General features: G+C 50.4%; 19 protein-coding genes and 1 tRNA gene. 13 read left to right on the top strand and 7 right to left on the bottom strand.

The window, feature by feature from the left end; translation table 11 throughout:
• On the bottom strand, positions 1-2,080 hold a 2,080-nt coding region (locus ENTHG_RS12020), incomplete at its 3' end, for an ornithine decarboxylase (protein ID WP_044179977.1).
• 492 nt (positions 2,081-2,572) lie between these two features.
• Here ENTHG_RS12020 and ENTHG_RS12015 point away from each other — a divergent pair.
• Together ENTHG_RS12015 and ENTHG_RS12010 are read left to right on the top strand one after the other, a co-directional pair.
• Entirely contained in the window at positions 2,573-3,292 is a 720-nt protein-coding gene (locus tag ENTHG_RS12015; protein WP_044179975.1) for a DUF554 domain-containing protein, read from the top strand.
• A gap of 105 nt (positions 3,293-3,397) precedes the next feature.
• Positions 3,398-3,473: transfer RNA gene (locus tag ENTHG_RS12010), tRNA-Phe, on the top strand.
• Positions 3,474-3,595: 122 nt separating this feature from the next.
• Here ENTHG_RS12010 and ENTHG_RS12005 read toward each other — a convergent pair.
• Positions 3,596-4,138, bottom strand: coding sequence for a hypothetical protein (locus tag ENTHG_RS12005; RefSeq protein ID WP_044179972.1), 543 nt, complete (start codon positions 4,136-4,138; stop codon positions 3,596-3,598).
• Between the two features lie 47 nt (positions 4,139-4,185).
• Complete coding sequence (locus ENTHG_RS12000; protein WP_044179970.1) at positions 4,186-4,635, bottom strand: hypothetical protein; 450 nt, start codon at positions 4,633-4,635, stop codon at positions 4,186-4,188.
• 710 nt (positions 4,636-5,345) lie between these two features.
• On the opposite strand from ENTHG_RS12000, the gene ENTHG_RS11995 reads away from it, so the two are divergent.
• The 3 genes from ENTHG_RS11995 (at position 5,346) to ENTHG_RS11985 (ending at position 7,694) form a co-directional block, all read left to right on the top strand.
• On the top strand, positions 5,346-5,966 hold the full coding sequence (locus tag ENTHG_RS11995) for a TetR/AcrR family transcriptional regulator (RefSeq protein ID WP_044179969.1): 621 nt from the start codon (positions 5,346-5,348) through the stop codon (positions 5,964-5,966).
• 32 nt (positions 5,967-5,998) lie between these two features.
• Positions 5,999-6,835 carry a DUF6920 family protein gene (locus ENTHG_RS11990; RefSeq protein ID WP_044179967.1) on the top strand — a complete coding sequence of 279 codons (837 nt, stop codon included), beginning with the start codon at positions 5,999-6,001 and terminating at the stop codon, positions 6,833-6,835.
• Positions 6,836-7,145: 310 nt separating this feature from the next.
• Positions 7,146-7,694 (top strand): helix-turn-helix domain-containing protein, encoded by a 549-nt coding sequence (locus ENTHG_RS11985; RefSeq protein WP_044179965.1) that lies wholly within the window; start codon positions 7,146-7,148, stop codon positions 7,692-7,694.
• 37 nt (positions 7,695-7,731) lie between these two features.
• On the opposite strand, the gene ENTHG_RS11980 is transcribed toward ENTHG_RS11985, so the two are convergent.
• Together ENTHG_RS11980 and ENTHG_RS11975 are read right to left on the bottom strand one after the other, a co-directional pair.
• Positions 7,732-8,061 (bottom strand): hypothetical protein, encoded by a 330-nt coding sequence (locus ENTHG_RS11980; protein ID WP_489884335.1) that lies wholly within the window; start codon positions 8,059-8,061, stop codon positions 7,732-7,734.
• Positions 8,062-8,196: 135 nt separating this feature from the next.
• Positions 8,197-9,021, bottom strand: coding sequence for a winged helix-turn-helix domain-containing protein (locus ENTHG_RS11975; RefSeq protein WP_044179963.1), 825 nt, complete (start codon positions 9,019-9,021; stop codon positions 8,197-8,199).
• Positions 9,022-10,318: 1,297 nt separating this feature from the next.
• Here ENTHG_RS11975 and ENTHG_RS11970 point away from each other — a divergent pair.
• The 4 genes from ENTHG_RS11970 (at position 10,319) to ENTHG_RS25840 (ending at position 15,348) form a co-directional block, all read left to right on the top strand.
• On the top strand, positions 10,319-10,837 hold the full coding sequence (locus ENTHG_RS11970; protein ID WP_044179961.1) for a fimbrial protein: 519 nt from the start codon (positions 10,319-10,321) through the stop codon (positions 10,835-10,837).
• 63 nt (positions 10,838-10,900) lie between these two features.
• Positions 10,901-11,581 (top strand): fimbrial biogenesis chaperone, encoded by a 681-nt coding sequence (locus ENTHG_RS11965; RefSeq protein WP_044179959.1) that lies wholly within the window; start codon positions 10,901-10,903, stop codon positions 11,579-11,581.
• A gap of 36 nt (positions 11,582-11,617) precedes the next feature.
• Positions 11,618-14,140: a fimbria/pilus outer membrane usher protein gene (locus tag ENTHG_RS11960; protein ID WP_044179956.1), complete on the top strand. Its 2,523-nt coding sequence runs from the start codon at positions 11,618-11,620 to the stop codon at positions 14,138-14,140.
• Between the two features lie 50 nt (positions 14,141-14,190).
• Complete coding sequence (locus ENTHG_RS25840) at positions 14,191-15,348, top strand: hypothetical protein (protein WP_187371647.1); 1,158 nt, start codon at positions 14,191-14,193, stop codon at positions 15,346-15,348.
• A gap of 45 nt (positions 15,349-15,393) precedes the next feature.
• On the opposite strand, the gene ENTHG_RS11950 is transcribed toward ENTHG_RS25840, so the two are convergent.
• Positions 15,394-16,233: an MBL fold metallo-hydrolase gene (locus tag ENTHG_RS11950; RefSeq protein WP_044179954.1), complete on the bottom strand. Its 840-nt coding sequence runs from the start codon at positions 16,231-16,233 to the stop codon at positions 15,394-15,396.
• A gap of 113 nt (positions 16,234-16,346) precedes the next feature.
• Here ENTHG_RS11950 and ENTHG_RS11945 point away from each other — a divergent pair, with 113 nt between their 5' ends.
• From ENTHG_RS11945 to fucR, 4 genes are all read left to right on the top strand, one after another.
• Complete coding sequence (locus tag ENTHG_RS11945) at positions 16,347-17,285, top strand: LysR family transcriptional regulator (RefSeq protein WP_044180698.1); 939 nt, start codon at positions 16,347-16,349, stop codon at positions 17,283-17,285.
• 130 nt (positions 17,286-17,415) lie between these two features.
• Positions 17,416-18,165 (top strand): lipoprotein YafT, encoded by a 750-nt coding sequence (locus ENTHG_RS11940; RefSeq protein ID WP_044179951.1) that lies wholly within the window; start codon positions 17,416-17,418, stop codon positions 18,163-18,165.
• Positions 18,166-18,291: 126 nt separating this feature from the next.
• Entirely contained in the window at positions 18,292-19,158 is an 867-nt protein-coding gene (gene yghU, locus ENTHG_RS11935; protein WP_044179949.1) for a glutathione-dependent disulfide-bond oxidoreductase, read from the top strand.
• A gap of 162 nt (positions 19,159-19,320) precedes the next feature.
• Complete coding sequence (gene fucR, locus ENTHG_RS11930; RefSeq protein WP_044179947.1) at positions 19,321-20,040, top strand: L-fucose operon activator; 720 nt, start codon at positions 19,321-19,323, stop codon at positions 20,038-20,040.
• A 176-nt stretch (positions 20,041-20,216) separates the two neighbouring features.
• Here fucR and ENTHG_RS11925 read toward each other — a convergent pair whose 3' ends face one another.
• Entirely contained in the window at positions 20,217-21,866 is a 1,650-nt protein-coding gene (locus tag ENTHG_RS11925; protein WP_044179945.1) for a methyl-accepting chemotaxis protein, read from the bottom strand.
• Positions 21,867-22,241 lie beyond the last annotated feature (375 nt).

Below are 22,241 nucleotides of genomic sequence, written 5' to 3'. Positions count from 1 at the left end.
AGACCCCTTGCAGTTCCGGCGAAAAGCCCGGCAGCAGGTTAACCCCCTCCTCCAGCGCCAGGAAGTAGCGCTGCACCGCGCCGCCCCACACTTCCCCCGGCACCACGCAGAGCACGCCCGGCGGATAAGGCAGCGCCCCTTCGGCGGCCACCCGCCCTTCCGCCTCGCTGATACGCACCAGCTCGACGTTGCCGCGAATAAATTCGCTGTTGGCATCCTGCGGGTTCATCACCACAGGCGGGAAGCTCTCTTTGCGGAACATCGCCTTTTGCAGATCTTTAACATCAAAGCTGACGTAGAGATCGTGCATCTCCTGGCAGAGCTGGCGCAGGGTGTAGTCACGATAGCGCACGGGGTATTTGTTATAGATGGTCGGCAATACGTCGGCGAGCGGCGTATCGTCTTCAATATGCTGTTCGAACTGCGCCAGCATCGCCACCAGCTGCGCCATTTTCTCCGCGCTCTCTGCCGGTGTAAGCAGAAACAGAATGGAGTTCAGGTCGCATTTCTCCGGCACGACGCCGTTTTCACGCAGGTAGTTGGCAAGAATGGTCGCCGGGATGCCAAAGTCGGTGTACTCCCCGGTTTGCGCATTGATACCGGGCGTGGTTAGCAGCAGCTTACAGGGATCGACAAAGTACTGATCCTGCGCGTAGCCGGCAAAACCATGCCAGCGGGCGCCCGGCTCAAAGCTAAAGAAGCGACGCTCACGGGCGATGATATCGGTGGGATGATCCTGCCAGGGGCGACCGTTTATCTCCGGCGGCACAAAGGGCTGAATCATTTTGCAGTTAGCAATAATCGCTTTACGCGCCTCGATGCCAAGCGCCACGCACTCCGCCCACAGGCGGCGGCCGCTTTCACCCTGGTGGATTTTGGCGTTCACGTCCAGCGCGGCGAAGAGCGGATAAAACGGACTGGTTGAGGCGTGCAGCATAAAGGCGTTATTCAGTCGCTTATGGGGGCAGAAGCGCGCCTGGCCGCGCAGGTGGTTATCTTTTTTATGGATCTGCGAGGTCTGCGAGAAGCCGGCCTGCTGTTTGTGCACGGACTGGGTAACGAAAATCCCCGGATCGTTTTCGTTCAATTCCAACAGCAGCGGGGAGGTGTCCGCCATCATCGGGATAAACTGCTCGTAGCCAACCCACGCCGAGTCAAACAGCACGTAATCGCACAGGGTGCCAATCTTATCGATCACCTGACGTGCGTTGTAGATGGTGCCGTCGTAAGTGCCAAGCTGAATGATCGCCAGGCGGAACGGACGCGGCTGGTCGGCCTTTTCCGGCGCAACTTCGCGGATAAGCCCGCGCAGATACGTTTCGTCGAAACAGTGGTCGTCAATGCCGCCAATAAAGCCGAAGGGGTTGCGGGAGGCCTCAAGATAGACCGGCGTCGCCCCCGCCTGTATCAGCGCGCCATGATGGTTGGATTTATGGTTGTTGCGGTCGAACAGCACCAGGTCGCCGCGGGTCAGCAACGCGTTGGTGACCACTTTGTTGGCGGCGGAGGTGCCGTTAAGCACAAAGTAGGTTTTATCCGCGTTGAACACCTTCGCCGCGAATTTCTGCGCGTGTTTGGCGGAGCCTTCATGGATCAGCAGGTCGCCCAGCTTGACGTCGGCGTTACACATGTCGGCGCGAAAGACGTTCTCGCCGAAGAAATCGTAAAATTGCCGCCCCGCCGGATGCTTTTTGAAAAATTCACCGTGCTGATGCCCCGGACAGGCGAAGGTGTCGTTTTTCATCTCCACGTACTGGCGCAGGGTGTCAAAAAAGGGCGGCAGCAGATTTTCTTCATATTCACTGGCGGCGGTTTCCAGCTCCAGCCAGTCCTGCTCTTTACCGTCAATAACCGCCGTCACCCCTTCCGGCAATTCGACAGGCTCATGTGCGAATAAAAATACCGGCAGGTTGAAGCCCGTCCGTTTGAGTAAAGCCAGAATGCCGCTGCGGCTCTCCGCAAGCGTAATGACGACTGCCGCCACGTCCGTGAAATCGGTACTGTCCAGCGTCACCTGTGCGCGATGAGTAGACAGCTGTGAAATCAGCTCGCGGCTGACGGCAATTTTCATTGTTTTCATAAGCACAAATACCCGTTGCAGGGGAAGAAAAGGCCCCGGGCGAAGCTATGACTTCACCCAACGAACGTGTCTGGCTGGAACCAGCTCCGACCGCCAGACATCAGTAAAAGCAGACCGCTTCTGATTTTACTGTTGTCCTGCAGCGAGCGTGCGTTAGCCTCACCGCATGGTGAGCAGAGTACAGGAGAAAACAGGAAGGCCGCCCTTACGCGCGCTGGCGCAATGCGTCTGGCGTAACGATGATGATGTGCTCATCCCAGGCGGCTCCGTTCAGTGAGAGGAAAATTTGCGCAATCATGTCATTATTTATAAGCAGGCGCAACCAACGAAGAGGCCCCCTTAACTGCATGCTTTTGCATGCGGATTTGTCGTTATTTTCATAAATAATTATTTTATAAGGCTTAAAGATTAGACAGCGTCAGTTCTCAAGGCATAATTACGCGTTTCGCTTCGCCTGGCTATGCCGTTTTTTTACCTCTCTGGAGATTATGTGTGTTAACTGGACCTTATATCAACGCCGCCGCGGTTTTACTGGGTGGTTTGCTCGGCGCGTTAATGAGCCACCGTTTGCCGGAACGTGTACGCGCCAATATGCCGTCAATTTTCGGGCTCGCGTCACTGGCGATTGGCGTATTACTGATTATCAAATGCGTTAATTTACCGGTGATGGTGCTCGCCACGCTGGTAGGCACGTTGATTGGCGAAGTGTGTTATGTGGAGCGCGGTATCAGCGGCCTGGTGAACGGCCTGCGTAAGCTAGTGCAAAAACGCCGGGTGGGTGACCATGTGGTCAACGCCCATGAGTCTTTTATTCAAAGTCTGGTGGCAATCATTATTCTTTTCTGCGCCAGCGGCACCGGTATTTTCGGCGCGATGCGCGAAGGGATGACCGGCGATCCCAGCATTCTTATCGCTAAATCCTTTCTCGACTTTTTCACGGCGCTGATCTTCGCCACTACCCTCGGTTTCGCCGTGGCGGCGATTTCCGTGCCGATGCTGATTATTCAGCTCACCCTGGCCACCTGCGCGACGCTTATCCTGCCGCTCACCACGCCAGGCATGATGGGCGATTTCACCGCCGTGGGCGGCGTGCTGCTGCTGGCGACCGGGCTGCGCATTTGCGGCATAAAGATGTTTGCCGTCGCCAATATGCTGCCCGCGCTGGTTCTTGCTATGCCCCTTTCCGCCCTCTGGACGGCATTTTTCGCCTGACAGCGCGTGCATCAGCGGCAAAGTGATGATAGATTGTGCAGTCTGCGTTAATTTGAAGAAATTTCGTTGACGCGACGAGGCGGATCGGTTTTAATGCGCCCCGTTGCCCGGATAGCTCAGTCGGTAGAGCAGGGGATTGAAAATCCCCGTGTCCTTGGTTCGATTCCGAGTCCGGGCACCACTATTCCAAAGGACCCGCCCAAAAGGCGGGTTTTTGCTTTTGGAGAGCCGGACTCTCCATCGAACTACGTTCGATTATTCGCCGCAGGCGGCCTGGAGCCTCTCTCAATACCCCTTACTGAATCAGTAATCCAGCGTCGACAGCGCATCCTTGCCGGCCTGTGTATATTTATCTTTCAAATCTTCTGTGACATTGAAGGAGGAGATCAATAACTTGCCATCCAGAGAAGAGAGCTGCATCACGTTAAAAATCTTCCCATCCGCAGCAGGGGTGGTGATTTCCAGGCGACTCATTTTTTTGCCATTCACGGTCACATCGGATATTGACGGTGAAAATGCCTTCATCTGGTTTTTCATCATCCCGGCAAACTGTTGAATTTGCGCTTCGCTCATGACATTTTTCGTCACGCTAAAGGCAATGGCGACTTTGCCATTCTCACTTTCCACATACCATGCTTCTTTTGGTCGCTGTGAGGCAGGATATTTTTTCTCCAGCAACTCTTGCGGCATTCTGACATAACCTTCCGGCAGTACCATTGTAGCCTGACCGTCCAGTATGCTGGTTCCTTTCTTCGCTGTTTCATCTGATGTATTGCTACTGTCACAAGCTGACAGCGCCAGCACTGAGCAGAATAAAAGCGGGGCGAGCAGCGTTTTGCAATTCATTGTTAAAACTCCATTTTCTGATTAAAGTGTGCAACTCGACTTCTTGTTTACTTCATAAAATGCTGACGCACATTATTAATAACGGTTGCGTCGTCCAGATACCCTATTTCCAGAACTTCTGGTTTCGATTTACCGTCCTTCATTCGCATGAATACATAGTCGCCAGTCCTTTGACTCGAAATACCATAGACCTCAGGGCCCGTGTTGATCAGCAGCCCTTCTTTCATATCTCCGGTATTGAACACCACTTTCAATTTACGGGGTCCGTTTGCCTCGTTCATTACAGCAGAGTGGTTTATTTTTCCTGCATAATAAGACACCCCCGTAGCCCGCTTACAGACCAGTACTTCTTTGCTGTTATCTTGCGACTGACCGTAAAAAACGACAGGCTCAGGCGCACAACGCTTTGCCGCCATCTCCGGAATTTTCTCAGCAGCGATTGCACTGTTCAGTAACATACCTAACGGAATGGTAAGCAATGCGATATATTTATTCATAATTTACTCTCTTAATAGTTCCCCTGAATTAATAAACACCCTATATCCTTACAACAACACGATGATGGAATATCCGCACCGTGAGACAGGAGATATCGGTATTTACTGAAGGTGTAATGCAAAACAGTGCAAGAAAAATGGCTCCACCATCTGCTAAAGACATTATTTTATCGAATGGTATTGATTGTCATTTTAAATGATTTTATATTGCATTAAATAAAAAACAGTAGAGTTTAAGATAGGGATCGCTTAGATTAAGCTATTGATTTTTAATTGATATATTCTTATATCTATAATGCTATCTTATATGTAATAAGCTTTCATTATGAGAATAAGAGTGGCTTCGTAAAAAAATAGCATAATGGTTATTTAATAATGACTACTGGCACTTTGCAAGTTTGCAACATAAAACCAACATAAAGAGTAATCAGGTTTTTTAGCAAACCTGCTGAGTATTGATGGCGTTAATTATCATCTCGTCAGGAGTCGGGATGGGGCCACATGATATGCCATTTAACTGTACCTCACTGCCGCAGTACCAGGAACAAAAGTCCATCGCCACGGATAATCCAGACGCTGATCAACCGTTGATAAGGTTCAATTCCAGTTCCTGGCCCTTTCCCTGCCACCATAGCGCCTTCAACACTGGTTGACAGAATAAATTAATGACATTAATTTAATGCAATTAATTTAACGAAAAAAGGGGCTGTATGTCACGTCCACGTAAAGATCAACAGCTTGATATTCAGCGTCAGGCTATCAGGGAAACCATCCGCCTGCTTGATGAGCGGGACGCGCATGAGATCACGCTTGCCGATGTCGCAGCGGCGGTTGGATGTAAAGCCCCCGCGCTGTATGCCTATTTTGCAGGTAAGGAGGCGCTGTTAATCGCGGCGCACAACGAAGGCTTTCGCATTTTGCTGCGAGAAAAATTAGCCGTCGCCAGTAAAAATGCCCGCGATCCCCTTAATCAGTTGTGCGAGGGTGGTCTCATTTATTTACGTTTTGCGTTTGAACGACCAGGCCTGTATCGACTGATGTTTTCTCCGCCGCTCGTTAAGGGTTTATCCCGGGATCCCTTTGCTACCGATCCCGGCGCGGAATGTCTTACTGTTTTACGCTCCGCCGTCACCGCCTGCCAGAAGGAAGGATATTTACCCGGAATGGATGCCGCACATATGGCTTTTGTCTTATGGTCTGCTGTGCATGGGGCTGCGTCATTGCTTTTACTGGGAAGAGCGCCCGGTCAGACGAAGCCGGACTCCCATGCCGCCGCGAGCGTTATTCACTCCATCATGTCCTTCATCCAGTCAAGCCAGGCTGGCAATTAATCGCTGATAATACATGCTAATAGGGATATTTTATGCGCCGTTTCATTCGTTTTCTCTGTATACCTCTTATTGCTCTTGCCGCCTGGATTGGAATCTCTACGCTGCTGACGGAACGCGAAATTAACGCGCATTTCGAATCCGTCCGGCAGGTGGCCAGACAAAATGCTCCCGTCCTCACCAGCCCCGATGCGCTACATGCCCTCCCCGCCCCCGTTCAGCGCTATTTCTTGTTTGCGATCCCTGACATGAACGTTCGCTACAGAATGGTGGAGATATCGGCAGAAGGGCAATTCAGACGCCCGCTAACCACGGAATTTGAGCCCACTACCGCAACACAGGTGATTGCAACGCAAACCCCGGCAATGATGTTTGCCGCGACAACACCGGTCGGATGTTGCTTATGGGCACGGGCTTATGATGCCTATACTGACGGCCATATGGAGATGCGGGCAAAGGTCGCCTCAACGCTTACCGTAATGAATGAGAGTTCCACAGAAGCATTGAACCGCACTTCGCTGCGACGCTGGTTACTGGAGAGTCCGCTTTATCCAGTTGCGCTGCTGCCCGGCGGACCAGTGCGCTGGGAGGCCATTGATGATAACCACGCTAAGGCTATTGTTTCTGCTTTTGGGCTGGAAGAGTCGCTCATTGCCACTTTCGATGCCGATGGCAGTCTTGCGAGTTTCAACGCTATACAGGATGGTGATTTAACAACGCCTTACCACGGCGCTGGAGAACACGTCACACGCAGCGACTATCGTCTGGTTGCGGGCATGATGATTCCTCACGCTTTCGAAATATCCCGCGCCGCTAAAGGCAAGATCCTGCCATTCTGGAAGGGGCATATCACCGCTATTGAATTTAAATAAGACATTGCTCTTTCTCATTATTAAACGCCCGCGCCAGATCCGTTTTCTTAAATCTGGCGCAGCGTTTCGCAGGCCTCAGATTTTTTCCTGGCGGTGCTATAAAAGTAGGAATTATAGTTCCCGAAGGGCACTTCACATCTTATTTTAATCATACAACAAAAAAATAACTCGTTGATTTAACTGCCTATTTAAAATGCAAAACCATAAATAAGAGTATTTAAGGGTAAATAACTTTCATTAACCACATATATAAATATGATAACTAAACAGGGGATTTTTTAGGATTAGAACAATAAAACAGGGGTTGTCCGTGGCTGTTTTTATTATTAGCAATAATTGCTTCTTCCAGCATGGAATCATCTGCGCCGGGAAAGATAAGGGCTGGGAGATTGTTTGCTGTCAGTTTGGAGATGCGTTACTGGATAAGTTAAGTTATAACGATATCGTCATCTTGCATCTCAATTTGGAAAATAAATCTCATGCCCGGAAGATATCCTCACTTAATCAACAATGTAAAATATTACTGGTTGTTGGTTCGACCCAGGGAGTATTAATCTGTGATGCTGATATTGTTATGAATGACAGAGTTTCGCCTGACTCCATCATGGAAGCACTTCTTCGGCTGAGCAATCAGATAAAATTCAAACCTACAAAAAACCGTCCGTTAAATAGAATAGAGAGGATAATTATTAATAAATCTCTTGAAGGGAAAAATGCTCACGTCATCGCTCACGCGCTGTCTATGTCCAGCAAGCTTGTCTGTAATTACAGGCACAAAGCCTGCCGCAAGATTGGCGCGAGAAGATTAACCGATCTACTAATCATTAAGGAACATTTGATAGATGATTGCGTAATATAGAAGTGGATGATGAAGCGCCAGACCCCATCATCACTTTTTAGTTAGCACAATATAGTAGTGGCCTTGAGCCAATTTTTATCAAAAAGCTATGCTGATTTTGCTTTGAGATGATATAGCTAATCTTTTCATTTGGATAGACGTAAAAGTCCGGCAGCATGCTGGCCAAAAAATCATCACTTACAGAGTCAATGTTACCATACTTGTTGATTTCTAAAGAATGGAACTGGTAAGCGTTATAATTCTTATCGAAATCGTAAATAACATCTCTTCTGATATTGCCTTTTACTTTCCCGCCATCAAGATAGCTGCCGCTAACAGCAACAATACCTTTTTGTTCATCAAGTTCATACATAAAATTCAGCGTCAAATGTGTCTGTATGTTCTTGTTGAAAACGAAAAGGGATGCTGTGCATTCGTCTTTACGATGCGCTCTGTCACTTAAAAAGTTATAAACGAGGCTTAAGACAACACCGGTAACAAAGAAGAAAAAACAAACTTCACTCTATTCATGTGTAAGCCCACGAAAAGACAGAGTCACGCACCCTGCGGAATCCTTGACCATATAGCTTTTGCGACAAATAAAAGCTATAAACGTTGGTGAGATTTGTGGCAGTGAAAAATAGACATAGGGGTATCGCTTACAATTAAGTCCTGAATTGATAACCAGAGATTTATAACGATTAAATCTATCATCACTGGTGTGATTTTCATCTTTGATATAAAAGTTGCAACCATTTTCCTGTGCTACCAGGGCGTAGTCACTAAAAAAAGGCGTCTCATTATGGAAGTGCCAGATGTAATGAGTCAGCTGAAAGCCGGCCAGCAAAGCCAGTGCCATTACGATAAAAGTAGAAACCCTCGTCAGGTAAGTTTTTTTATCTGTGGTCGGTATAACATTTACCGAGTCTGCGCTGGCAGTAAAGTCAGGCTCAACGTCCTGCGCGGGCACTTCGGGATCGAGAGTATGGCCCGCGTTTAAGGCCTGCTTCTGGCATTTTTCGACATCCACGCTGGCATTAATATGAAAACCTTTCCGTGGCACCGTCACCACCAACGTCTCATCAGTTTCGCCGACATCGCGTAAACCGCGTCTGATAATGGAGATGTTTTGATACAGCGTGTTTGCGGGAACCAGAATGCCCTCATCTTCCCAGACCTTTTTAAAGAACACCTGCTGGCTTACCAGATCCGGTGCGGCTTCCAGTAAAAGCGTAAGGCAGTGGCTGGCCGGGGCAGTCAGCGTAACGCCCAGAGCAGGATTATTCACAGAGGTTAATCTTTTGCTCTCGGGCCAAAATTCAATATTTTTGTTTATGATCCAATACATATGCTGCTCACAGCTGATACGTTGCAAGAGGTTTATGGGAAAAAGAGATAATCAGTGCAGCCTTGAGTAGTATGTATTATAGCTAATCATATGCTGGAAAAAACACAGGGAACATTCATTTTTTAATTTTCGTCAGATTCAACCTATATGACATGGTTAAGCCTCTCCTCACAGCTTTCCGCCTGATGCTGGCGATACCCTGCAAGCCAATCAGTACGGCACAATAGAAAGCGTTTAAACAATTTTTAAAACAATCTATTACCCCTCTTTCTCATAAGGTTATCATCAAGGAATGCCATTACCTGGACAGGTTTAAGCCTTTCACCCGGTTTATCAAAAGCCCTCTTTATTTGCTTTTCAATAGCCTTACTAAATTTCATAGTACAGTAGCTCGCAAATATTCCCTTATGAGCCTCTTCCATTACGGCGGTTGCACAATTTCGAATACCTTCATGGCTAATAATATTGTAACCTGTTTTGCAATTAAACTGCCTGGCATTGGCTTACGCAGGTTACTGTGGCAAGCGACAGCCTTGAGTCAGGATTAGAAAGCCCATAGGTACATCCTGCCTTTTGCAGCCTCATTATATTAGCCCCGCCCACAATGCGTCTAAGACCATACTCAAAAGTACGTGAATCACTCATTGGCGTGTAGCCAGGGAAATATCGTTTGTTTTCAGCATGATTATCTCACCAACCATTAAAAACTGTTACGACATTTTTCATTAAGACATCTTAAATAACCTTAAAAGGCCTTAATTAGATTTGACCGCAGAGAATAGCGCCGAAAAGTATGGCGCAACCTATTGATTTTAGGGGACATAAAGTTTTTTCACAAAATCACTATTGAACTGATAAAAATAAATCACTTTTTTTGCTAACAGGACCCATGCTATCAATGTTAAATAGAGTTTAAATTCAGCCCGCCAAATATATACAAAAATTTAACATCAAAAACAATATTATTACCACAAATAAAAGCCGCTGACGGCATAAATAACAGAGACCGGCACCAGGATAAATCATTAACGACGGATTTTCTTCAACTTTTCGGCAAAAGGCTATCGCATTACCAGAGATAACAAAAACTAAAGCCGGAATTATTCTCACCAGGATAAAATTTATTTCTATGCCCCCTGCTACAACACCCTACCTCCTTAATAAGACGCTTTCAGATGCATCTTAATAGCACAATGATTATGTTGTGGCTCCAGGGCATTGGTATTCAGTGGCTCTGTTAAATTTTAAAACAATACGCTGCCGAAGTGTTTAGGTAGCTTATAGTAAGGATGATGTTATGAAAAAATTATCAGCAGTTGCGTTTGCATTTGGTCTGTTATCTGTGTCTGCATCTCAGGCGCTGGCAGCGGATGCCACCGTTAACTTCAGCGGAACCATTCTTCAGGAAGCCTGTAGCGTTGCTACCTCCAACAATACTGTAAACGTTCAGCTCGGCACATACGGTGTCGCGCAATTCCCGACCGTGGGAACGACGACGCTTCCGGTTCCTTTTTCCATTAACTTAACAGGTTGTCCGGCATCAGGCGGCCCGACTGCCGCGCTGGTTACCTTTTCAGGCGCTGCGGACGCCGCAGGCGATCTGGCACTGACCGGCGGCGGCGCAACCGGCGTGTCTATTAATATCAAAAAGGCTGATGGCACCAATATCGATATTAACTCCGCCGATTCTGGTATTGCGTTGACATCTGCCGCTACGCAGCAACTCAACTTTACGGCTAATTATATTAGTACCTCAGCCTCTGTTGGCGCGGGCGTGGCTAACGCCGTGGCCCAGGTAAATATCTCTTATATGTAAATATGTAATACGGTGGGGGCGGCAGCACCCCTGCTCCGGAGTTGTCATGAAAGCGTTTCTTTTTTGTCTTTATTTTTAACCTCTGTTTCATTTAGCACAAGCAGCATTGCGGCCGTTTCTGTCGGGGGCACTCGTCTGGTTTTTAACGGTAATGAAAAAGAGGCTTCCATTACTGTGAGTAACTCAAACAAAGGGATCCCGGTACTTATTCAATCCTGGGTAGACAGGGGGGAGAATAACACCACTAAAGCTCCATTTACCATAACCCCGCCCTTGTTTCGCCTTGAACCAGGGCAGGATAATACCTTACGCGCTATTTACAGCGGCGAACACCTCCCGGAAGATCGTGAATCTTTATTCTGGCTAAATATTAAAAGCATCCCGTCAATTAAAAAAGAGGACATGCGCGACAACACGCTACAGCTGGCGATTAAAAAAAGGCTCAAATTCATTTACCGCCCCGCATCCATTAAGGGTGTACCGGAAGAAAGCGCCAGCCAGCTTAGCTGGAAAAGAGTAGGTAACCAGCTTCAGGTGACTAACCCAACGCCGTTTTATATGAACTTTGGTGTTATCAAGGTAGGCGGACAGATGTTTAAGCCTGTGCTACCCGAGCAAACCTACGTAGCACCTAAATCAGAGCTGTTAATTACTGTTCCATCCGGTGCCGCCAGCAATACCGTTGACTGGAAAATAATTAATGACTACGGAACGAGTGGCAAAGAGTTTCACGCCACATATTAATTCTCACTGCTGTTTTTGCATAACAGGTATGGAATTTTGCGACAGATAAATTTTACAGCGAAATATACATCCCTTTTGATTATCACTACGCTTCTGAATGTTCCTGATAAATCTTTTGCGGATGAATACTTTAACCCTGCCTTGCTTGAGGTTCGGGATGGTGTTTCAGCGCGTACAACCGACCTCTCGGTGTTTGAAGTCGCCAATGGTCAGCCTGCGGGAAAATACCGCGTCGATATCTCAGTGAATAATGAGATGGTGACCGCCGAGGCCCGTGACGTGATGTTCTCGAAAAATGCGGATGGCAAGCTGGAGCCCTGCGTCACCCTGGCGGAACTCAACGAGTGGGGGATTAATACCGCCCCGTTTCCAGAGCTTAAAGTTAGCGATAGTGAATGCATTAAGCTGGACGCTATTCCAGACGCGTTTACTGATTTTCAGTTTAACCGCCAGCGGCTAAACCTGAGCATTCCTCATGCGGCATTAAAGGCACGCAGTCAGGATGAGGTGCCCGTCAAGCTTTGGGATGAGGGCATTCCTGCCGCGTTACTCAATTACAGCATGAACAGTTATCAGAGCCAGTATAACGGTGCGGATACCTATAAAAGTACGTACCTCAACCTGCGGCCGGGAATAAACATCGGGCCGTGGCGTCTGCGGAACTACACCACTTATGAGCACAACAGTCAAAGCGGCGGCGAGTGGGATACCGTTTATAGCTATCTCCAGCGCAATATTATCGCTTTGCGAAGCCAGCTCACTTTAGGTGATAGCTCGGCCCCGTCTGATGTCTTTGATAGCGTGCCATTTCGCGGCGTTCAGCTGGCCTCGGATGATGACATGCTGCCTTCCAGCGTACGCAACTATGCGCCGGTGGTGCGGGGGATTGCCCGCAGTAACGCCCTGGTCACCATACGCCAGAACGGATACGTGGTTTATGAAACCAAAGTGGCGCCGGGAGCATTTGAAATAACGGATCTCGCCTCTACCGGCGGAGCGGGCGATCTTGACGTCACGATTAAAGAAGCGGATGGCAGCGAACAACATTTGATTATCCCCTACGCCTCTTTGCCTGTGCTGCAGCGTGAAGGGAAGTTTCGTTATAGCGTCACGGGTGGCCAGTTTCGCGCCTACGATCCGCAAACGGAAAAGAATCTGTTTGTGCAGGGAACCGGTATTTATGGTCTCCCGTTAGGTTTTACGCTGTACGGCGGGGTGCAAAACGCAGGCAGCAAATACCAGTCTTACGCTCTGGGCGTGGGCAAGAACATCGGTGCATGGGGCGCTTTTTCAGCCGATGTCATCCACTCTGTGTCAACGCCGACGGATACGGGCAGGCAGCAGGGTCAGTCGCTCCGGGTGCGCTATAGCAAAAATTTTCTGCAAACGGGAACAAACTTCACCATCGCCGGTTATCGCTATTCAACCTCAGGATTTCGCTCGCTGGAGGAGACGCTCGGCACCTACAGAAGCGACAGTAACCTTCCCTCTTATATTACTGACCGCCGTCGTAACCGGGCTGAGCTGTCGGTGAATCAGGACCTTGGCCCTATTTTTGGCGCGTTTAATGCTTCCCTGATCAGTGAGGATTACTGGCATAACAGACGTAACAGCCTGTCGGCGAACCTGGGGTACTACAAAAACTTCAACGCCGTTGGCATCAGCCTGAACTACTCCTGGAACCGCAACACCGGCCTGTATGGCCATGCCGATCAGGATAATGTGGTCTCTTTTGAAATTAATGTGCCGCTGGATAAGTTCCTGCCCCAGACTTACGCCTCCTATGGCACAACCCGGACAAGTGGAAACGGGACCAGCCATAACCTGAGACTCAACGGCTCGGCATTTGATGATGGCAGTCTTGACTGGGGCATCAACGCCACCCACTCCAGCCATAACGAACAACTGGTAGGAGCAAATGCCAGCTGGCAGACAAGTTATGGAACGGTAAATGGTTCTTATAGCCACAGCCGTGACACCCGGCAATTGGGGTACGGCATCGCCGGCGGGCTCGTCGTTCATGAAAATGGTATCACCCTGTCACAACCCTTAGGTGAAACCATTGGCTTAGTTAAGGCACCGGATGCCGCAGGCGTCGGTATCAATAACTATAGCGGTATCACTACGGACAGCCGCGGCTATGCGGTTGTTCCTTACCTGACCCCGTACCGCCGCAACGATATCAGCCTGAATAGCAAGACCCTGCGGGACGATACCGATATCACCTATATGACCAGTAAGGTCGTTCCTACCCGCGGGGCACTCGTCAGAGCGGAGTATAAAACCGCCATTGGCCACCGCGTCCTGATGACGTTAACGCTGCCCGGCGGTAAACCGGTCCCCTTTGGGGCGGTGGTATCGCTGCTTAAAACAGAGGGAAACACCTCTATTGTCGGTGACGGTGGAGAGGTATTCCTGAGCGGTTTACCGCAAAAAGGAACTCTGCTTGTACAGTGGGGCAACGGTCAGGGGCAGGAAACAACCTGTCAGGCTGATTATATCGCCCGTAAACCCGCTGGCGCATCCGGTCTCTGGAGCGCGACGAGTGTCTGTCAATAATTCTGCGCCCTTGGGCGAAGTAAATAGCACGCCTTACGAGGAAGAATAGAATGAAGTGGTTTGTTTTTATGTTCGTTGCCATTGCAGCGACGCTGATGGTCACCCCTGAGGCCAATAGCGGATCGTTTGATCCGGTAACCGGCGCTTATACTACCGATACGATAACCGTCACGCTGACGCCAAAGACCGTTGCGGCCAGCGCATCGGTAATCGCGAATGGTGAAAAGGTTCGCAGGGCCACCAGCACTACGTATGCCGAACAAGGAGGCTCGTTGTACTGGGGATCGCGTACATACACCATGGAAAATGCCACTGGAGCTACAAGGGCCGCCACCGGTATTAATGCCAGCGGGGTCTGTACTGCAACCGCCAGCGGTACATCTCTTACCATAAACGGATGTTTCACCTTTTCAGATGAAGACGCAATCTACATGGGAAAAAGCGCCTCTTGTAAATCCTTTTTTAGTTTACATAGCAATATAAGTTATTTAACGAGTCTTGGCGATTTTGTTGGGCTTAATTTTGGTCCTGGTACAAACTCTTTTCAGTTGAACAAGACTGGTAATACAGACGTCAATACGACCTCTATTACCTATCCAAGCACGACTCGATCAACAAGTCTCGGCTGGTCAGGTTACGATATAAATCTACAGGCAACACTATCTGCCAAAACGCCGCCTTATACCTATCTTTATTGCAGCGTATCGCAAGGCGTCACGGTCGTGATGGACAATGGGGGGACAATTACCTACTCTTTTGCGATGGTGCCTGAGACCAGTAAACCCGCTTATGCCCCAACGATTAGTTACTCGCCAGCGCTCCCTATCACCAATACTATCGCCGTTAATATCCGTAATATTGCCGCGATAGAAATTCTCCCCAGTACGGTATTTAACACCGGTACTATCTCTTCCTGGCGCACAACCTATATGGAACAACCGCTTACCGTAACCGGGCAGGGCAATATCACCCGCAGTTTTGGCGCAACAGAAAACTTTAACGTTCTTGAATCCTGGACCTGCGCGACAACAGGGCAAATCGATTTTCGAATAATGCGCAACAATACCAACACCAATGTCTGTTCAGGAGCAACTTATACCCATCGAGTGCAGACGCCACAGTCGTTGACGGCGCAGTGGAAAGCGTTAAATCAGACCTCATCAGGCCCATGGAGCGCGGCGGCAACGGTCACCTTTACGCTTCCTTAGATAACAGGCTGGCGGTTTTGTGTGCTTTATTAATACTCTGAGCCATTATGCCGCAAGCCACCGCAGCTGGCCCGTCTTATCCTGAGTGAGGCGGGCGCAGGACTCCCCGGCGAAATGGGCGCTGAACCACAGGGCATTATTCTGCTGGCACCAGGTTATAGCCTTCCGCCGGGAGCTTTCCGCCTGCTGATGATCGTGACAAAAAACGGAATTCCACTCCGGGTGGGCAAGTTGCAGGGGGGAATGCATAAGATCCCCGGTAAATAAACCGTACTCGCCCCCTGAGGAGATTATCAACGAGGCGTGGTCGGGGCTGTGCCCAGGCGTAGGAATATATTTTATGGTGTTACCAAAAACGGGCTCCGCGGCTACGTCTATCGTTTCCAGCAATCCTGCCTCGATGATCGGTAATAAACTGTCGAGCCATAAATTCCGATAGCGCTCCATATGCTTTACCCGCTCCAGCTCTTTTGCCGAACAAATATAGCGGGCGTTAGGAAACATCGGAACCCAGCGGTTGTTATCCTCAACGGTATTCCAGCCAACGTGATCGGTATGCAGATGAGTCAATAATACCAGCGTCACCTCCTCGGGCTTTACTCCTGTCGCCAGAAAATTATCCTGGTAGGGTGAAGAAATATGATCATACAAGGGATTATTGCCCCGATCGCGACCGTTCCCTGTCCCGGTATCAATAACAATAACATCGTCCGGGGTGTGGATTAACCAGCTGTGTATTGACAGAGGAACAGGTTGACCATGGAGTGGATCGCCTGAATGAATAAAACCGGAGAAAAGATTACCGGCGGGAATTTGCAATTCACGTTCCATTACTTTGACAACGGTGCATTCACCCACATTAAAAGTGAGATGTTGATTATGCATAATTCTCTCCTGCTATAACGCGCCAGCACAGATTATCGCTGGCGCAGGGTTGCTTTATCAGAGCAATATTCAGTATTCTGCTGGCAGCAACAACATGCAAATCGAATATTATGATGAAGAAAATCATCGAAAATGATTTTAGCCGCATAGATTTGAATCTTATGACTGTATTCCTGGTGCTATATCGGGAAGGCAGCGTCACCCGCACCGCTCAGGCGCTGCATTTAGGGCAGCCTGCAATTAGCGGCGCGCTGAAAAGGCTACGTGAGATTTTTAACGACCCGCTGTTTATCCGCAGCGCGCAGGGGATGTTGCCCACCTCCCGGGCTGAAGCGTTAATGGCCAATATGCAGCCGCTAATGGCAAACTTACATACGGTAATTTTTGGCAACCTGGAATTTCATCCTCCCACCGCAACCCATACTTTTCGGCTGGGAATGAGCGACTGGGTAGAACACTGGTTGATGCCCGCCCTGCTCCCTGCCGTCGCAAAAGAGGCGCCGGGGATACAGCTACATATTGTCGCCTCGGATCCTTTTCGGGTTCGCCAGATGCTGGCAGAGGAGAGCGTTGATATTGCCATCTCGCTGAATAAACAGAGCACGAGCGAGACGCAGAGTGAAGCGATTCTCTCTATGGGCCTGCGCACGCTCTGGTCGCCGCAGCAAATTGCGCTTAGCAGCCCTTTGTCCGTTGAGGATTTTGTCGCACATGAACATCTGCTGGTCTCTTACCGCGAAGCAAACCGCAGTGAACTGGATAACGACCTTATGGCGCAAGGGTTACAACGGCGTATTCGCTACGTTTCTCCTCATTTTTCCTCTTTTCCGCCTGTGCTCAGGGCGATGCCAGTGTTTGCGACGGTCCCGGAAGGGCTGGCCAGCCGTTGGCAGCAGGACTTTGATTTACGCGCAAGTGCTCCACCGCTGGAATATTCGCCCTTCACGTTATGTTTATTGCGCCATAAACGACGGGCGCAGGACCCGGCCCTTAACTGGCTGATGGCGCAATTACGCGACGTCATGAAAAATAGCTTAAATAGAAATAACTAATACATTCCTCTAAAGCATACATCCCATTAATAAATATAACTTTTATTTTCCTGCCCGGTTTGCGCTGTATATAATTGCATCTCACTCCTCCTCCCCGGCAAATATCAGGGATCGATACAAGGCCATTTTCATGAATTCAAAAGTCTGCTTAATTTTATGCACCAGCCTGCTGCTGTTAGCTGGCTGTTCTAAATCCTCCATCGACGCCCGCAAAACAGGCGCGCCACGCGCTAACAGCGCAACCAGCAAAAATGTGGTAACCCAGCTCACCGATAAAGATGTGTTTGGTAATGAAGCTACGCTGGCGATATCGGAAGAGGATATTCAGGACGCGCTTGCGGGGGAACCATTCTCCGTACCCCTGCATTCACAGGTCATACTTGTGCAGTCGGGCAGCAAGGCCCCGGAAACGCAAATGCAGCAGGAGATGAGCAAGTACTACCAAATCGCCACCTTCGCAGGCATACCGGACAGGCCGAAAAGCGCCTCATGCAATAAATCCGGCGCTGAGAGCGGCAGCGAAAATATGAATTATATGCAGGCGCTGCGTTACATTGCCGCCAAAGGCCGACAGAAGGCGATAATCGTTTACTGGGATACGTTACAAAGCGGAAAGTACGATCCCGTGACAAAAACCACAGTCTGGTCTGATTACCGAAACGGCTCCCTTGCCGATGCCACGACGCTGCGTTATCTGGTACGCGTTGCGGTAACCGATGTAGCCACGGGCGAATGGGCCGTCTGGTCGCCGGTGAATTATGAATACAGCCTGCTGCCCGCGCTGAACGGGCAAACCCCTGCCACCGAGCAGCAGCTTGCGCAGCTAAAACAGAAAACCTATGCGGCGGTCGCCAAAGATATCGCCAACCGGTTCAAATAAACACCCGCCTTACGCCGCCGCTCTGGCGGCGTTTTATCTTTATGTGGCTTAACGTTTTTTGCGCCGCGCCCTCCTCCCTGCCTGCTGCTAAACTGCATCAACACCGTAAAGAAAAGGCAGGTCAACATGTCAGAAAACAGCTATCAGCCCCCAAAAGTCTGGACGTGGAATCAATCCGGCGGCGGCGCGTTTGCCAATATCAACCGCCCGGTCTCTGGCCCGACCCATGAAAAAGCGCTGCCGGTCGGCAAGCATCCGCTACAGCTTTACTCGCTGGGGACGCCGAACGGCCAGAAAGTCACCATTATGCTGGAAGAGCTACTGGCGAAAGGAGTTCAGGAAGCGGAATATGACGCCTGGCTTATTCGTATCGGCGAAGGCGACCAGTTCTCCAGCGGTTTTGTTGAGGTTAACCCCAACTCTAAAATCCCCGCGCTGCGCGACCACTCCGTAACGCCGCCGCTCCGGGTGTTTGAATCTGGATCGATCCTCGTCTATCTGGCAGAAAAATTTGGTCATTTTCTGCCAAAAGATCTGGCCGCACGTACCGAAACGTTAAACTGGCTTTTCTGGCTGCAGGGTTCGGCTCCCTTCCTGGGCGGCGGTTTTGGCCATTTTTACCACTATGCGCCGGTAAAAATCGAATACGCCATCAACCGCTTTACGATGGAGGCTAAACGCCAGCTGGACGTGCTCGATAAGCAACTGGCGAAACACCGTTTTGTTGCGGGAGACGAATACACGATTGCTGATATGGCCATCTGGCCCTGGTATGGCAACGTGGTGCTGGGTAATGTCTATGACGCGGCGGAGTTCCTCGAAGCGGGCGAATACAAAAACGTACTGCGCTGGGCGCGCGAAGTGGCAGAGCGTCCGGGCGTTAAGCGTGGCCGGATGGTGAACCGCACCAATGGGCCGCTCAATGAGCAACTGCATGAGCGCCATGACGCCAGCGACTTCGACAACAACACCGAAGATAAACGCAACGGCTGATTTTCACCCGGGCCGCCGCGCCCGGGTTATCCCCGGCTTCGTTTTTACCACGCCGTATTTACTTCCCCTGCAATAAGCGGTCAGAATGCGGATTATGTGTCGCCGCGTTTCCTTGCAAAACGTCAGGCGAGTTTCGCTGCCATCATGCCAGCCGGAGCCCCTATGAAAACCACGCGTCAGCACTCGCTTTTGCAGTTACTTACGCGCCATGACACCCTGACTACAGAAGCGCTGGCCAGCGAACTGGGCGTCAGCAAAGAGACTATCAGGCGCGATCTCAAAGCGCTGCAGACGCAGGGCAAAATCGTCCGCCGCCATGGCCGGGCGCGGTTGTTGCATACCCAGCAGGATGGCGGCGAGCCATTTTATGCGCGGCGCAAAAGCCATTATGCCGATAAAGCCGATATCGCCCGCCACGCCCTCAACTGGATTGAGAAAGGCATGACCCTGGCGCTGGATGCCAGCTCCACCTGTTTTCACCTGGCCCGCCAGCTGCCGGATATTCCGCTTACCGTATTTACCAACAGCTTACCGGTCTGCCAGGAGATGGCGCGTCGCCAGCATATCACTCTTATCTGCTCCGGCGGGCGGCTGGAGCGCAAAAACCGCTGCTATGTTAACCCCGCGCTGGCCGCCCAGCTCAAGCCGCTGGAGATCGATCTGTTTATTTTTTCCTGCGAAGGCGTGGATGCAAACGGTGAGATGTGGGACTCCACCCCCTATAACGCGAGCTGGAAAGCGCATCTGTTACGCCGGGCGCACCAGTCGCTGTTGCTGATAGATAAAAGCAAATTCTACCGGGCGAGCGAGGCGAAAATCGGCAGTCTGGCGCAGGTGACGCAGCTGATCACCGATGCCAGAATCCCCACCGGCCAGCCATAAAGCCAACAGGAATTTATGGAACGGCGTAGCCCGGGTAAGCACAGCGCACCCGGGACTCCCGGATGCGGCGAAACGCCTTATCCGGGCTACCGTGATTGTGCTGCTCTTTCGCCACTCCCGGGTTTGTCAACGACCTCAAGCCACGTCTCAGGCGTGGCTTTTGGCGGCTGTGTTTATCAGAATGAAACCCACTCATCCGTTGCGGCAACCGCTTTTTTGGCAGGGGTGCGCAGCGTTGGCGATTTCAGCGGCGCAGGCGTCACGAGCTGCGGCCGATCGTCATTTGTCAGGCGGAACTGCTGAACCGAACGCTGTAGCTCTTCGGTCTGGCGCTCCAGCGCGGCGGCCGCGGCGGAAACCTCTTCCACCAGCGAGGCGTTCTGCTGGGTAACATTGTCCATCTGCGTAATAGCCACGCCCACCTGCGAAATACCTTTGCTCTGCTCGGCGGACGCGGACGCGATCTGCTTCATGATGGTGGTCACTTCGGTTACCGCGCGCAGAATACCTTCCATCGTGGTACCGGTATCGTTGACCAGCCGTGCGCCTTTCTCCACCCGGGTTACCGAATCAGCAATCAGCGTTTCGATCTCTTTTGCCGCTCCGGCGCTGCGGCTGGCAAGGTTACGCACCTCGCCTGCCACTACCGCAAAGCCACGCCCCTGTTCACCCGCGCGTGCCGCTTCAACCGCCGCGTTGAGCGCGAGGATATTGGTCTGGAAAGCGATGCTATTGATGACCGTGGTTATCTCGGCAATTTTCTTCGAGCTTTCAGAGATACCGGCCATGGTGCTAATCACCTCTTCGACCAGCGCCCCGCCTTTACTGGCGGTGGACGAGGCCACATCCGCCAGCTCGCTCGCCTGGCTTGCGTTATCGGCGTTATGTTTCACCGTGGCCGTTAACTGCTCCATACTGGCCGCGGTTTGCTCAAGCGCCGCCGCCTGTTCTTCGGTACGGGAAGAGAGATCGTTATTACCGCTGGATATTTCGCTCGCTCCGCGCCAGATATTTTCGCTGCCGTTGCGAATCGAGCTTACGGCTTCGCGCAGGCTGTCCTGCATGGCGCGCAGTAACGGCACGACCTGCCCGACGCAGTTACGGCCAAAATCATCAATCGGCTGGCTCAAATCCCCCTGCGCGATTTTACGGAAATGCTCACGAATAGCGGCCAGCGGTTTTACCAGCATGGCGACCAGATAGCGGTCGGTAAAGAGCAAAATCAGCAGGCCAAGCACCATCGCCACAATGATAATCGCCCGGGTAACGCTGGTCTGGCTGTCTACCATAACGCGGGTGTGATCAAGCATATCGTTGGCAGCGTTGTTGAATTGCTCCGTCGCGGTGCCGAATGCCCGGCTCAGCCCAGGCGTTACGTTATTGGCCTGCTGGCGATAGGCTTCTGCAGACCCCTGCGTAGCCGCCTGCATTTGCGGCGTCACGCCCTGATCCAACAGCGCCTGCCAGCTACTGATGATCTGCCCGGAGATAGCAGGATCAAGCGGTCCCGGTGAGGCCGCTTTGAAAGCGTTAAGTTTTTTCGCCATGTTATCCAGCGCCTGCTGGACCGGCGCGAAATCCACCGAGCCGCCTGCGGCTTTGGTTTCCATCGCACGCCCCAGGCGTGTTACAAAGCGAAAGTACTGATCGTTGCCCTGGCTAAGTAATGTCATCTGTGTCACCAGTTGGCGGTCAACCTCATTGCCATCGGCCACTTTTGACAGAGAGTAAACACTAAACAAACCGACGCCGGACCACAGCAGGCCAAAAATGCCCAGGATCACCAGCAGGACGATTCGAATAGTAAAGTTTTGAAGCATACGCATAATTATTTCCTTACTGTGAAGGTAGAGGCTCACCAGAAGGTGAGACTTACCCTCGTTATCGGCAGGATTTAGAAAACTTGTATGCTTTAAAGTAAAAATTTTGTTTTTCTCAAGACGGCGTAAAAAACCCTTTTTATAGTAAGCCCGGCGTCCCGGTAAAAAAGAGGCCGACCTTCAAACGGTACAAAAGATGATTATTACCAGACAGATAATTACTCATCAAATCACCCATAACACAATGATTTATATAGATTTAATTTTAAACCCTCGTCATAGAATGGGTTAACTACAGCTTAATAACCAGCCTTTTAATTTTTTTAAAAGCAGCCCTTACGCGAAACCACTTTAATTTATAAAAACAAGCAGAATAATCTT

The organism is Phytobacter massiliensis JC163, from assembly GCF_000321045.1.
Taxonomy (GTDB): Bacteria; Pseudomonadota; Gammaproteobacteria; order Enterobacterales; family Enterobacteriaceae; genus Phytobacter_A; species Phytobacter_A massiliensis.
This window is presented reverse-complemented; position numbering and strand designations above follow the sequence as displayed.